The organism is Spiribacter salilacus, assembly GCF_009649225.1.
GTDB lineage: Bacteria > Pseudomonadota > Gammaproteobacteria > Nitrococcales > Nitrococcaceae > Spiribacter > Spiribacter salilacus.
Genome location: NZ_WJPP01000001.1, coordinates 155,823 through 168,908, shown reverse-complemented (window position 1 = coordinate 168,908; position 13,086 = coordinate 155,823). Strand labels below are relative to the sequence as shown.

The following is a 13,086-nucleotide window of genomic DNA, read 5'->3' as shown; positions in this document are numbered from 1 at the left end:
AGTCAAACACTTTCAGGAGGTGGGCTGCAATGCCCAAAGCAGATTTGCCTAACGCCACCGCTAACAGCGCTCCACATGTGGGGCTGTTCGTTACCTGTTTAGTTGATTTATTCAGACCACAGGTGGGGTTTGCGGCGGTTAGGTTACTAGAACACGCTGGCTGCCGAGTGGAAGTACCCACGGCGCAAACCTGCTGTGGTCAGCCTGCTTATAACAGTGGCGATATCGCTGATACGCGTGCCATCGCTTTAAAAACCATTGATGCTTTTAGCAATTTCGACTACGTGGTTGCACCATCCGGCTCCTGCGCCGGGCAAATCCGCAAGTATCCCGGGTTATTTGAACCCAATTCAGATGACTATGCCCGCGCGGTTGCCCTTGCCGGCCGAACTTGGGAGATCATGAGCTTTTTAGTGGATGTGCTTAAAAAACCGGCGCCCGAAACCTCCTTTAGTGAAACAGTCACTTACCACGATAGCTGTTCCGGCTTGCGACACCTTAAAATTAAAGAACAACCCCGTCAGCTGCTTTGCGAAAATGCCAATGTAGCCCTTAAAGAAATGCAGGAGACCGACACCTGTTGCGGTTTTGGGGGCACATTCTGTGTCAAATACCCCGACATCTCCTCGCGCATGGTCAGCGATAAAGTTCATCATATTGAGCAAACCGGCGCCGAAACCGTGTTAGGTGGTGATCTGGGATGCTTAATGAATATTGCAGGCCGTTTGCGTCGCCAAGGCAAACCCATACGCGCACGCCATGCCATTGAAGTTCTTGCTGATATGGCAGATGGCCCAGCCATTGGAGAGGAGGATTAATGGCGACGGCACAGGCAGATTTTACTGCGCGGGCAAAGAACGCCCTTGATGACCAAAATCTTCAGTCCGCACTCAAAAAGGCTCGGGGTGGATTTGTTGATAAGCGCGCTAAGGCGTTATTGGATCTGCCGCGTTTCGAGGCCTTGCGTGAACGCGGCCGTCAAATTAAAGACCATACCCTCGCCCATCTGGATGTTTACTTAACGCAGTTTGAGCGCAACGTAATTGCTAACGGCGGCCAAGTGCATTACGCAAGTAATGCTGATGCAGCCCAAAAAATTGTTTTACAAATTGCCCGCGATGCTCAGGCTAAGCAAATCATCAAGGCTAAAACCATGGCCGGCGAAGAAGTTGCAATAAATCAGGCGCTTGAAGATGAGTTTGAAACCATAGAAAGCGATCTGGGTGAGTATATTATTCAATTAGCTAAAGAACCGCCCAGTCATATTATCGCCCCGGCCGTGCATAAAACTCGGGCGGAAATTACGGCCCTATTCAATCACCATCACCATCAACAGAGCGATGGACCGCTTCGGGAGACACCGGATCTGGTCAACGAGGCACGCCAAGTGCTCAGGGAGAAGTTTTTGGGTGCCGATATTGGCATCAGTGGTGCAAATTTTTTAATTGCTGAAACCGGAACGATTACGCTCGTCACCAATGAGGGCAACGCCGATCTCTCAACCAGTTTGCCTGATGTTCACATTGCCATTGCGGGTATCGAAAAGCTGGTGCCAAGGCTGGAGGACGCGAGCACCATGCTGAGATTGTTAGCGCGAAGCGCCACCGGCCAACAGCTTACCGCCTATACCAGCTTTATGACGGGCGCGCGCCGGGATGACGAGCTCGATGGACCCACTGCATTTCATGTCGTGCTTATCGATAATGGACGCAGTGGGATGCTGGGTAATGAGTTTCGCGAAATGTTGCGTTGTATCCGCTGTGGGGCCTGCATGAATCATTGCCCGGTTTATAGTGCGATTGGTGGGCATGCCTACGGCTGGGTTTATCCTGGCCCAATGGGCGCGGTACTCACCCCAATGATTCAGGGTTTGGATCAGTCTAAAGACCTACCCAATGCCTGCACCTTAAACGGCCACTGCCAGTCGGTTTGCCCGGTAAAAATCCGTTTACCGATGCTAATACGGCGGCTGCGCGACTATCAGTTTGACCAAGGGTTAACCGGGCGTCGTGCGCGCTGGGGCATTCAGGCCTGGGCTTGGATTGCGAACCGCCCTGCGCTTTATCAGGCGCTAACCGGCTTGGCGATGGGAACGTTAGCGCGGCTTGGCCGTGGGTCGTTGCGCCGGCTGCCATTTGCTGGGGGATGGACGCAATCGCGAGATCTGCCCCTGCCTCCACGCACAGGCACTTTTCAGCAACAGTGGAAAAAGCGCCAATGAGCCAAAATGATCGACAAGGCCTTTTTGAGCGCCTACAAAATACGTTAGATGCCAACCGTGCAAGCACACCTGAAGAGGCGCTTGCCGAGCTAGAATTACAACTCTCAGGCGAACCCCCTCGACCTGAATGGTCTGAGCCCATTTTAGAGCATTTTATCGAGCGCTTAGAAGCCGCCGCGGGGGTTTGTATTCGCATTGCTGATTCGTCTCAACTACTTGAGGCTTTTGAAGCCGCATTGAAAACCGGGCTACAAGGCAGCGATCCTGCGCCAGTCGGAATTGCTCCGCACCCTGCCTTACAACAGTTGGCATGGCCCGCCGAGTGGCAAGTTTCTAGCAATATCGACCATGCTCAATACTGGAAGGCCGCGATCACCGTTGCGCATACTGGGATTGCTGAGAGTGGTTCGATTGTTTTGCCCTCTGGCCCCCATCGCCCAACCACGCTGAACTTTCTACCGGATCTACATATTGTGGTGCTTTCCGCCGATGCGGTTGTTGAATATATGGAATACGCTTGGGTGCGATTGCGGGCCGATGGTGCCTTGCCCCGCACCGTCAACATCATTACTGGGCCATCACGTACCGCTGATATCGAACAGACCCTACAGTTAGGGGCGCATGGCCCCCGTCAGCTATTTGTCATTCTGGTAGGTTAGGTTTTTCCGCCGCTTTTGCCAATTGATAGGCCGCTTCTAACCGCTCAAACGAAGCGGTTTCTAACGCTTCACCCGCGTTAGAAAGAATATCTTCTAACGCGCTGAATCGCCTTTCAAATTTCCTATTTCCCTCTCTTAGAGCTTGCTCGGGATCAACCTTGAGTTTGCGGGCTAAATTAACGGTAGCCAGTAACAAGTCGCCCAACTCTTCAGCCACATTGGTGTTATCAGCTACGGCCTGCTCTAGTTCTTCGAGTTCCTCACGAATCTTGCCAAAAACAGGAGCAATATCTGGCCAATCAAAACCTACCTTGGCGGCGCGTGCTTGGAGCTTGGCGCTACGCGTTAGCGCCGGTAATGCCATTGGAACACCATCCAACGCACTAGCGCGCGCTGGCTCGCCGCGATCTGCCCTTTCTATCGCTTTAATGGCCTCCCAGGTCTCTCGCTGCTCAGCTGCGGTGTGAAGTGTCCGTTCGCCAAAAACGTGTGGGTGCCGCCGAATCATTTTATCGCGCACGCCAGCAGCAACCGTATTGAGGTCAAACGCACCCTCTTCTGACCCAAGCTGGGCGTAGTAAACAACCTGAAAAAGCAAATCGCCTAACTCATCGCAGATGGCAGCGCGATCTCCTTTTTCAATGGCGTCTGCCACCTCATAGGCCTCTTCTAGGGTGTGCGGCACAATAGACTCAAACGTCTGCTCCCGATCCCAAGGGCAGCCGCCCTCAGGATCGCGAAGTTTTGCCATAACCGCTACCAGCTCATCGATGGGGGTAGATTGGCTCATCGCTTCTGATATTGAGCCGCGCCAAAGAGCTGCTCACGCGCCTTGTCATCCATTTGCGGTGGCCTAGCATCGGCTAAAACGGCAACACCACGCTGCACCGCGGGCCGTTCTGCGATCGCGTTAAACCAACGTGCCAAATTTGGATAATCGGCTAAATCTTGGCCTTGGTTTTCATAAGGGCGAATCCACGGAAAACAGGCAATATCGGCAATGGTGTAACGCTCAGCAGCCAGCCATTCCCGATCGGCTAAACGACGATCTAATACGCCATAAAGTCGACTTGCCTCATTGGTATACCGGTTGAATGCATACTCGATGTGCTCTGGCGCATACTGACGAAAGTGATGCGCTTGGCCGAGCATCGGGCCAAGGCCGCCCATTTGGAACATGAGCCATTCCAACACCGAATAACGCGCTCTGGGCTCTTCGGGCATTAGCTCACCGGTTTTTTCGGCTAAATAAAGCAAGATTGCCCCAGACTCAAAGATTGAGATGGGCTTACCATCAGGACCCTGATCATCGGTAATTGCCGGTATTTTATTGTTTGGGCTGATTTCGAGGAACAATTCATTAAATTGGTCACCGTTGCCAATATTCACCCCATGTACTTGATATTCCAGCCCTAACTCTTCTAGTGCAATATGCACTTTGTGACCATTTGGTGTCGGCCAACTATAGACGTCGATCATATCTGCTCCATCGTTTATCATAGATCCCATGCAAGAGATCGAAGGTTATCAGCGTCGGCATAGTGTGCCGGTCAAAGTCGGCCACGTCACGGTAGGCGGTCAAGCACCGGTTGTTGTGCAGTCCATGACCAACACCGACACGGTCGATGAAATACGTACTGCCATTCAGGTGGCAGAGTTGGCCCGCGCTGGCTCAGAACTGGTCCGAATTACCGTTAATAATGAGGCCGCCGCCCAAGCAGTCCCCGCCATTCGCCAACGCTTGGATGATATGGGAATTGATGTCCCGTTAGTGGGTGACTTTCATTTTAATGGGCATAAGTTACTCAGATCTGTTCCTGCTTGCGGTGAGGCGCTCGGCAAATTGCGCATCAATCCAGGCAACGTGGGCAAAGGCAGTCGGCGAGACCCCCAATTTGCGGAAATCATTGAATTGGCGCGTGATTTTGATCGCCCCATTCGTATTGGCGTTAACTGGGGCAGCCTCGATCAAGATTTGCTAGCGCGCATGATGGATGAAAACGCCCGACTTTCAGCACCACGTTCACCGGATGCGGTCACCAAAGATGCCGTTGTGGTATCTGCGCTCGAGAGTGCAGAGCGCGCAGAGGCCATGGGTCTTCCGCATGATCGCATCATCATTTCCTGCAAGATGTCTAAGGTGCAAGACCTAATTGCGGTGTATCAAGACCTTGCCGGCCGCTGCGACTATCCACTGCATCTGGGCCTTACCGAAGCAGGCATGGGCTCTAAAGGCATTGTTGCCTCGTCTGCTGCGCTCGCGGTACTTTTGCAGCAAGGTATAGGCGATACCATCCGCATTTCGCTGACGCCTGAGCCGGGTGGCGATCGTACCCAAGAAGTCATTGTGGCCCAAGAAATCCTACAAACCATGGGGCTGCGTAGCTTTACGCCTTTGGTGGCTGCTTGCCCCGGTTGCGGCCGAACCACCAGCACCGTGTTTCAAGAACTCGCGGATGATATCCAATCACATGTCCGTGAACGCATGCCCGTTTGGCGAGATCAGTACCCCGGGGTTGAATCAATGACGCTGGCGGTTATGGGCTGTGTGGTAAATGGTCCCGGTGAAAGTCGCCAAGCGGATATTGGCATCAGCCTGCCAGGTACCGGCGAGAAGCCCGTTGCGCCGGTGTATGTGGATGGAGAGAAGACCGTGACGCTAAAGGGCGAGAAAATCGCCGAAGAGTTTAAAGCGATTGTCGAGGACTACGTTGAACAACGCTACGGACAGAAGGCCTAGCGCCAGCTAGTCTAACCATTCTCGTTTGTTTTTTATCTGCGCCCATTCGTCGGCATCATTAGGCGGTGGTTCATGCCGGGTGATGACCGGCCACTGCTGTGCTAACCGGGCGTTGATTTCAATAAATTCCTCTTGGTCGGCTGGCAGCTCATCCTCCGGGTAAATCGCCTCGACTGGACACTCCGGCACACAAACCGCGCAATCAATACAAACCGCTGGATCAATCACCAGGCTCCTGGGGCCCGCATGAAAGCAATCGACAGGACAAACTTCAACGCAGTCTGTGTAACGACAACGGATGCAAGGCTCAGTGACCACATAGGTCATTGAGCGCTCACCCCACCACTCGGTGGCTGCTGCCGAGTTGCCAACGCGCCGCACACATCGCAGCGCCACTGCCGCCCCGCATATTGACTTAATACCGCCTCTTGTACCTGGGGCCGAGCGACGAAATCTGCCAAAGAGATACCATCCAGATAGCTTTCAATACGTGTTGAAAGCTCAGCCCATAGCCGTTCAGCCATTGGCGATTCAGCGCGGCGTTGGGGGCGCTCCGCATCCATTAAGGCAATGACCTCTGCGATCGAGATATCTTCGGGCGGCCGGCCCAGTCGGTATCCCCCGCCGGGGCCAGGCGTGCCCCGCACAAGCCCGGCGCGCCGCAAACGCCAGAAAATTTGATCAATATAGGACATCGAGATGCCCTGACAAATCGATACCTCTGCCAGTGGGACAGCCCCAGCGGAGTTATGGATCGCTAAATGCATTAGCGCACTGACCGCATACCGACTTTTCGCAGAGACACTTATCATTGCTCTATTATGCCAGTCTTAAACGCCGTAATGGTGTGAAGATGATTCACAGGTCCATGGCCTTTTCCTAGCGGCACTGCCTCACGCAGGGCAGTTTGCAAATACGCCTGCCCCCGAGCAATTGCATGTTTTAACGATAATCCTCGACCCACGCCCTCAGCAATGGCTGAGGCCAGGGTGCAGCCCGTACCATGATCACTGGTTGTATCGATGCGCTCATGTATCCACTCAAAGTGCTCGCCATCGGTGACCAGCACGTCTTTTAATTGGGCAGAGCGCAGATGCCCTCCTTTCAGTAAAACCGCCTTACATCCCAAGCAAAGTAATTGCTCAGCTGCATCGCGCATACCTGCTGTTGATTCAATGGGTTGCCCTAACAGCGCTTCGGCTTCGGGTATGTTCGGGGTAATCAAAGTCGCTCTAGGAATGAGGTGTTCAATGAGCGCCTGCATCGCTTCTTGAGGTACTAGGCGATCGCCACTTTGCGCCACCATGACCGGGTCGACTATCAAAGGCACATCGCTTGCTAACTCTTTAATACAGTGCGCCACCGTCGTGATTACTTCGGGGGAATGGAGCATTCCCGTTTTTAAACAATCGGCACCAATATCAGTCAGTACGGAGCGGATTTGTGCATCAATTAATGCCGGGGGTAACCCGTGAACCGCTTGAACACCGAGCGTATTCTGCGCGGTAACCGCAGTTACCGCCGTCATCGCATAACCTTGCAACGCCGTTACCGCCTTAATGTCGGCCTGAATACCCGCCCCTCCTCCAGAGTCTGATCCGGCGATAATTAAAATGCGTGCGGGCGTCATTATTTTTCCTCGTAGCTTCTTTGAGCGGCGCGTCTATCCAGCTTACCGGCACCGGTTAGTGGCAAATGATCAACAAATTCAATCACGCGTGGGTGTTTAAACCGAGCAAGCCGGCTGTCTAGCCACGCGCGAATACTAGCTTCACTCGTCTGGTGCTTCACAGTGACCTGTGCAACCGGCGCTTGGCCCCATTGCAGATCGGCAACACCAAATACTACCGCAGCCTGAATGTCAGGATGCCTAACCAGTACCTGTTCAATCTCCTCGGCCGAAATATTCTCACCTCCGGAGACAATCACATTGTCCAGACGACCCACGATCCTCAGTTTCCCTTGATCGTCTTCCCATGCTAGATCGCCAGAGCGCACCCAGCCTTCCTGAGTGATGCGAGCGGAAGTTGCTTGCGGATCACCCAAGTAGCCATCAAAGGCATGTGGGCTTCTTAGCCAGAGCTCGCCAATCTCTCCACGGCCGAGCACTTGCTGAGTATTTGGATCTACAATTTGATGATCACAGTGGTAAAAGCCCGTGCCAATGGTGTCGGTTTGGTTTTGTAATTCGGTAATGCCCTGATCCTGCGGAGAATTAAAGCAATTAGAGGGACCGGCCTCGGTTAAGCCGTAAGCTTGCGTCACCGTGATATGACGATCAAAAAATGCCGCCATTGCAGAGGATGAACAAGGGGCTCCTGCTGTGGTGATGCTTTTTAAGCTGGTTAAATCGGCACCTACAAAATTCTGTGCGTCCACAAGCGCATTGAGCATCGCTTCCACCGCACCAAAATGGTTGATCTGATAGCGCTCAATGAGCGCCAACACGGTGTTTGGGTCAAAGCCATCATGCACCACCACACACCCGCCACCATAGAGCACAGGTAACAGCGTGTTCCACCCCCCGATATGAAACAGTGGAAATAATAAAAGCTCGCGACGGTGGCTTAACCCCTCTGGCGCGGAGACGAGTAGCTCGATGGCATTCCAAATCATTTGTCGGTGCGTGACCCTGCAAATTTTAGGAAGACCGGTACTACCGCCGGTGTGAACATAAAGACATACCGCTTCCAACGGCAGCGCACGATTACAATCGGGAGCGGGGCTTTGGGGTTCAACGGCTGATAGTAGCTGCGAGGTCAGGATCAAGTGCTCAATACCTGCGTGCTCAAGCTGTTGCACGTATGCCGATACCGTCACGATTTGTTTTGGATGAATTCGTTCTAAAAGCGCGGCCATTTCTGCCGGCGCTAAGCGATAGCTCACTGGCGCTAAAATTAACCCCAACTTTCCGCAGGCCAAAAACAATAGGATGCTTGCAATTGTGTTGCCATCAATCAACGCGATCACGTCGCCTTGCTCGAAGCCTTCACCCACGAGGTAATGCGCCAGGCAGTTAGCCGCTTGATTTAACTCGGCATAACTCCAGCTCTGATTGGAGCTTGCATCAATGAGTGCCAGTCGATCGGGCGTTAAAGCAGCACGCCGACCCGCCCAATCACCCACCCAGCTCATTGGGCACTGGTCAATCGTCATCGAAGAATTCATCATAGTGCAATGATCGAGCTCGTTGATATCGGTGTCAATTTAACCCATTCAAGGTTTGCGAAAGACCGCGATGCCGTGGTTACACGCGCTGCCGCAGTGGGAGTCACCCACATGGTGCTCACCGGCACCAATATTGCTGAGTCTCAAGCCGCCGCCACCTATGCCGCTCACAACCCGCAGATGTTTCGCAGCACCGCAGGAGTTCACCCACATCATGCCAGCGAGTGGGGTGAGCCCGCGTTAGCGCAGCTCCGCGAAATAGCAGCCCTGCCTGTTGTTGGCGCTATTGGTGAGACGGGACTTGACTATAATCGCGACTTTTCGCCTCGACCCGCGCAACGCAGCGCTTTTGCGGCGCAGTTGGAATTAGCGGTGGAGCTCGGCTATTCGGTATTTCTGCACCAGCGGGATGCAGAAGATGACTTTCTGGCCATCTTAAATGATTACCGGGCTCAGTTACCGAAGGCGGTTTTACACTGTTTTACCGGCAATCGGGCCTTTCTTGAGCGCTGCTTGGAAATGGACTTGTCGATTGGTGTGACCGGCTGGCTCTGCGATGACCGCCGGGGCCAAGCACTGCGTGAGTGTGTGTCGGCAATCCCTTTGGCGCAATTAATGATCGAAACCGATGCGCCGTTTCTTATTCCAAAGGATTACCCCAAAAAATCTAAGACTGGCCGAAATGAACCCGCTTATTTGCCGCATATTCTGCAGCATGTTTCTGCTTTACGGGACGAGTCGCTCGAGATGATCGCTCGTGTCACCCATGCCAATAGTATCGAGTTCTTTCGCTTCTAACTGATCCATCCAATCGATGGCTCGATCGATCACCTCTATCCCTGCGCCTTTATGCGCTGCACCCTCGCTGAGCATGCGCCGCCAGGTCTTTGCACCCGGTTGGCCTTGGTACAGCCCGATTAAATGGCGTGTAAACCGTGAGATGGGCACGTCAGGCGCGCGGGTGGCTAGCACATAATCCCGATAACCTTGAGCCACGGCGCGTCGGGTTAGCTCTGTGTCCTTTTGATGACCAAAAATCCGCGAATCTGCAGCGGCCAAAATCCAAGGGTCATGGTAAGCCGCCCGTCCAATCATTACGCCATCGAGTGTCTCTAACCAAGGGAGAGACTCCTCGAGCGTTTTTATTCCCCCATTAAGAACAATAGGTAGCGCTGGTAGCGCGTTTTTAATGGCACTGACGTAGTCATATCGAAGCGGTGGTACTTCCCTATTTTGTTTAGGAGACAACCCTTTTAACCAGGCTTTTCTCGCGTGAACGATTAGGGCAGATGCACCGGCTTTCAGCATGATATCGGCAAAACGATGGAAAGCCTCATAGCTATCCGTGTCGTCAACCCCAATACGTGATTTTACGGTGACGGGAAGCGAGGTGGCTGCACCCATGGTCTGCACTAATTCGCCCACGTACTCCGGTTCCTTCATCAAACAAGCGCCAAACCGGCCCGCCTGCACCCGATCGCTAGGGCAGCCCACATTGAGGTTGACTTCGTCGTAACCCCACTCCATCGCTAAGCTTGCCCCGTAGGCTAGGTGCTTTGGATCACTACCGCCGAGCTGCAACACCACTGGGTTTTCTGCTGGATGATGATGCAAAAACCGCTCTGCACCGGCGTGCCATAGCGCTTGAGCCGGCACCATCTCAGTGTAAAGTCGGGTATGTTGACTAATAAGGCGCAGCAAGTAACGACAAGATGAATCGGTCCAATCCATCATTGGCGCTACTGACAGGCGCAAGTCTATTTGTGTCATTTCACTTACTATTGCTTGTGTTTCAACGGATTGGCAAACTGCCGCAGGCTAGCACGGAATCTAAATTGATGCCTGATTTGCGTTTTTATACTACCGCTGGTTGCCACCTTTGTGATCAGGCATGGGCCATGCTTGAGCCGATTGCAAAGCGCAAGCGCTTGCGAGTGGAGCTCATCGATGTGATGGATGATCTGGCGGCTGAAGAACAGTATGCGGAGCATATTCCCGTTGTCACCTCAACTCAGCGCACAGATAACCTTTACTGGCCGTTTACCCCCGAGGATATTTACCGATGGCTGATGTGATCAAAAACTCCATCATCTTTTTGGTTTTAGGTTTCTTTTTTTCGGCCGCATCCGTTAGCGCTAAACCCTACGATGGCATTTGGGTGCGAGTAGACATTGCCGCCGAGCGCACGGAGGTATGGCAAGGCGAAGAGCAGGTGATCGCCTTTGAGGGGGTGGCGTTTGGCCGCGGAGGGGTGTCTCGGCTGCGTTTGCGCGGCGAGCAGGAAACCCCGTTGGGTGAGTTTTACATCAACCGGATTAATCGAGAAAGCCAATTCCACATATTTCTTGGCATTAACTACCCAACGATGTCTCATTTTTCTGAAGCAAGGGCGCTAGGTATAATTGATGATGAGGAATTTACCACCTCATTAGAATACGCAAGCCGCACTGGGTATTTACCCCAAGACGGGTCTTTAGGTGGGTACATCGGTCTTCATGGTATTGGCCGTGGCGATCCTGAGGTTCATCGCCGATTCCATTGGACTCAAGGATGTATTGCAATGACCAATGCTGAGATTGAAAAATTAGCCCAATGGGTTGAGGTAGGAACCCCTGTCATAATCGAGTAACCATAAATGCGCTGAAATGATAAGCTTGCGCTTGAACATGTTCATAACTGTGATATAGGAGAAAGAATAATGGTGAAATCTATCGGTACCGTCGTCAAACTGAGTGTTGCCGCATCTGCGTTAGCCCTGCTTGCCGGTTGTGCAAGCCAAGGCTCTGTAGACGCTCTGCAAGCTGAGCTTGATGAAGTTCGTGCAACCGCTAATACCGCCCTTCAGGAAGCAGGCGCAGCCCTGACCGCTGCTGAAGCCGCTGATGTTGCCGCACGCAGTGCTCAGGCCACTGCCGATGATAACAGCGAAAAAATTGACCGGATGTTCGAGCGGTCAATGTACAAATAATTCAGAACTAACTGAATTCAAAAGCCCTGCTCCAGCAGGGCTTTTTTTATGGGCTCTGACCGACTGACTTTTTGCGGCATTCCCACTGCCGCATCAACGGCCTCCTTGAGCCGACCATGATCAATCCGCACATCACGCTGATCAATAAGCCCTGCAATCGTTAATGCCGCATCATTTAATGTTGGCGGTTTCACCGGATCAAAGGCATTTTCCGCCTCAGGAGGAAGAATTGGGTGGGCTTCAACATACAAGTCATCATCTAGCCACCCCGCCTTTACCGGTTGGTTAACGATTTGTACCGATGTGCCAACGGGAACCCGATCAAACAAAGATTCGACATCCTCTGGAAACATCCGAATACAACCATGGGTCACGCGCATCCCAATTCCTCTGGGATCATTCGTGCCATGAATCAAATACGCACCACCCGGGATATCCAAGCGAATGCGATGTTTTCCTAACGGGTTATCAGGCCCTGGAGGCACAGCTTTTGGCAGAGGGCGCCCTTGTGCTGCCCGCTCTTCTAAAATCGACTGAGGAGGAAACCAAGTAGGGTTGGCATCCTTAGAGGTGATTTTAGAGGCGCCAAGCGGCGTAGACCAATCCATTCGACCCACGCTAATTGCATAGGTCTCTACAACCGGGTCGGCGTTGGGTTGTGGCTCTGGGAAGTAATAAAGACGCATCTCAGCAATGTTGATAACAATGCCTTGTCTTTCTGTATCTGGAAGTACAAATTGGGTGGGCAGGGTCACCTCGGTTCCTTCGCCTGGCAGCCAGACATCAACATCAGGATTGGCGCGGCGCATAGCCTCGTACCCCACTCCATATTGTCGGCCTAAATCAAGCAATGTGTCGTCATGCTGCGCCACAACCGTCTGAATCTCGCCCACCACATCGATGCCATCGGGCGGTAGCAAAAAGGTATTAGCCTGCACCGCGAATGGTAAACCCGCTAATAGGGCCAACAGCACCATTTTGGCTCGTTGTTTCGCTTGACTCATTGACTAGTGCTCCCCACTATCATGTCGTTTCAGTTCACGAGAGTATCAATTTATGTCTAATGACGCTGATAAAATCGAGCTAGAAGCCGCCGCATTCCGCCGTTTAGTAAAACATTTACAATATAACGTTGATGTTCAGAATATAGACCTGATGAATTTGGCGGGGTTCTGTCGGAATTGCTTATCGAAGTGGTACGCCGAAGCCGCCGCGGAACGCGGCATTCCAATTGATCAAGCGCAAGCGCGCGAATTGATTTATGGAATGCCCTATGAAACATGGAAAAGCCGTTATCAGAAATGACATTTTCTGATTCTTGGTTAATAAT

Annotated in this window: 17 protein-coding genes; 9 read left to right on the top strand and 8 right to left on the bottom strand. The window is 52.6% G+C overall.

Features of this window, described 5'->3' with window-relative positions; translation table 11 throughout:
- Positions 1-29 precede the first annotated feature (29 nt).
- From GH984_RS00870 to GH984_RS00860, 3 genes are read left to right on the top strand one after another with little or no spacing between them, the layout of a single operon-like run.
- Positions 30-818, top strand: coding sequence for a (Fe-S)-binding protein (locus GH984_RS00870; RefSeq protein ID WP_153718333.1), 789 nt, complete (start codon positions 30-32; stop codon positions 816-818).
- Positions 818-2,221, top strand: coding sequence for a LutB/LldF family L-lactate oxidation iron-sulfur protein (locus GH984_RS00865; RefSeq protein WP_153718332.1), 1,404 nt, complete (start codon positions 818-820; stop codon positions 2,219-2,221). The genes GH984_RS00870 and GH984_RS00865 overlap by 1 nt, the downstream gene beginning before the upstream one ends.
- Positions 2,218-2,880 (top strand): LutC/YkgG family protein, encoded by a 663-nt coding sequence (locus GH984_RS00860; RefSeq protein WP_153718331.1) that lies wholly within the window; start codon positions 2,218-2,220, stop codon positions 2,878-2,880. The genes GH984_RS00865 and GH984_RS00860 overlap by 4 nt, the downstream gene beginning before the upstream one ends.
- On the opposite strand, the gene mazG is transcribed toward GH984_RS00860, so the two are convergent.
- Together mazG and GH984_RS00850 are read right to left on the bottom strand one after the other, a co-directional pair.
- Positions 2,864-3,670 (bottom strand): nucleoside triphosphate pyrophosphohydrolase, encoded by an 807-nt coding sequence (gene mazG / locus GH984_RS00855; protein WP_153718330.1) that lies wholly within the window; start codon positions 3,668-3,670, stop codon positions 2,864-2,866. The genes GH984_RS00860 and mazG overlap by 17 nt on opposite strands.
- On the bottom strand, positions 3,667-4,359 hold the full coding sequence (locus tag GH984_RS00850) for a glutathione S-transferase N-terminal domain-containing protein (RefSeq protein ID WP_153718329.1): 693 nt from the start codon (positions 4,357-4,359) through the stop codon (positions 3,667-3,669). The genes mazG and GH984_RS00850 overlap by 4 nt, the downstream gene beginning before the upstream one ends.
- Positions 4,360-4,387: 28 nt before the next feature.
- Here GH984_RS00850 and ispG point away from each other — a divergent pair, with 28 nt between their 5' ends.
- Entirely contained in the window at positions 4,388-5,620 is a 1,233-nt protein-coding gene (gene ispG, locus GH984_RS00845; RefSeq protein ID WP_153718328.1) for a flavodoxin-dependent (E)-4-hydroxy-3-methylbut-2-enyl-diphosphate synthase, read from the top strand.
- A gap of 6 nt (positions 5,621-5,626) precedes the next feature.
- On the opposite strand, the gene fdxA is transcribed toward ispG, so the two are convergent.
- Genes fdxA through GH984_RS00825 form a run of 4 tightly spaced genes read right to left on the bottom strand, consistent with a single transcriptional unit; the run spans position 5,627 to position 8,776 of the window.
- Complete coding sequence (gene fdxA, locus GH984_RS00840; protein WP_153718327.1) at positions 5,627-5,947, bottom strand: ferredoxin FdxA; 321 nt, start codon at positions 5,945-5,947, stop codon at positions 5,627-5,629.
- Positions 5,944-6,387 (bottom strand): Rrf2 family transcriptional regulator, encoded by a 444-nt coding sequence (locus tag GH984_RS00835; RefSeq protein ID WP_253939074.1) that lies wholly within the window; start codon positions 6,385-6,387, stop codon positions 5,944-5,946. Before GH984_RS00835 ends, fdxA begins: the two co-directional genes overlap by 4 nt.
- A 41-nt stretch (positions 6,388-6,428) precedes the next feature.
- Complete coding sequence (gene thiD / locus GH984_RS00830) at positions 6,429-7,250, bottom strand: bifunctional hydroxymethylpyrimidine kinase/phosphomethylpyrimidine kinase (RefSeq protein ID WP_153718325.1); 822 nt, start codon at positions 7,248-7,250, stop codon at positions 6,429-6,431.
- Positions 7,250-8,776: a class I adenylate-forming enzyme family protein gene (locus GH984_RS00825; RefSeq protein ID WP_253939073.1), complete on the bottom strand. Its 1,527-nt coding sequence runs from the start codon at positions 8,774-8,776 to the stop codon at positions 7,250-7,252. The genes thiD and GH984_RS00825 overlap by 1 nt, the downstream gene beginning before the upstream one ends.
- A 24-nt stretch (positions 8,777-8,800) precedes the next feature.
- Between GH984_RS00825 and GH984_RS00820 the strand changes: the two genes are divergently transcribed.
- Positions 8,801-9,586, top strand: a complete 786-nt coding sequence (locus tag GH984_RS00820; RefSeq protein ID WP_369691909.1) for a TatD family hydrolase — start codon at positions 8,801-8,803, stop codon at positions 9,584-9,586.
- Here the strand turns inward: GH984_RS00820 and dusA are convergent.
- Entirely contained in the window at positions 9,515-10,558 is a 1,044-nt protein-coding gene (gene dusA, locus GH984_RS00815; RefSeq protein WP_153718323.1) for a tRNA dihydrouridine(20/20a) synthase DusA, read from the bottom strand. The genes GH984_RS00820 and dusA overlap by 72 nt on opposite strands.
- A gap of 68 nt (positions 10,559-10,626) precedes the next feature.
- Between dusA and GH984_RS00810 the strand changes: the two genes are divergently transcribed.
- The 3 genes from GH984_RS00810 to GH984_RS00800 all read left to right on the top strand — a co-directional run bounded on the left by GH984_RS00810 (position 10,627) and on the right by GH984_RS00800 (position 11,756).
- Positions 10,627-10,863, top strand: a complete 237-nt coding sequence (locus GH984_RS00810) for a glutaredoxin family protein (protein ID WP_172973129.1) — start codon at positions 10,627-10,629, stop codon at positions 10,861-10,863.
- A complete protein-coding gene (locus tag GH984_RS00805) occupies positions 10,851-11,417 on the top strand; it encodes a L,D-transpeptidase family protein (RefSeq protein WP_153718321.1) in 567 nt (188 codons plus the stop codon). The genes GH984_RS00810 and GH984_RS00805 overlap by 13 nt, the downstream gene beginning before the upstream one ends.
- A 69-nt stretch (positions 11,418-11,486) precedes the next feature.
- A complete protein-coding gene (locus GH984_RS00800; RefSeq protein ID WP_153718320.1) occupies positions 11,487-11,756 on the top strand; it encodes an Lpp/OprI family alanine-zipper lipoprotein in 270 nt (89 codons plus the stop codon).
- A gap of 17 nt (positions 11,757-11,773) precedes the next feature.
- Here the strand turns inward: GH984_RS00800 and GH984_RS00795 are convergent, their stop codons facing one another.
- Positions 11,774-12,760 (bottom strand): L,D-transpeptidase family protein, encoded by a 987-nt coding sequence (locus GH984_RS00795; RefSeq protein WP_153718319.1) that lies wholly within the window; start codon positions 12,758-12,760, stop codon positions 11,774-11,776.
- A 52-nt stretch (positions 12,761-12,812) separates the two neighbouring features.
- On the opposite strand from GH984_RS00795, the gene GH984_RS00790 reads away from it, so the two are divergent.
- Complete coding sequence (locus GH984_RS00790) at positions 12,813-13,061, top strand: DUF1244 domain-containing protein (RefSeq protein WP_153718318.1); 249 nt, start codon at positions 12,813-12,815, stop codon at positions 13,059-13,061.
- The last annotated feature ends 25 nt before the right edge of the window (positions 13,062-13,086 follow it).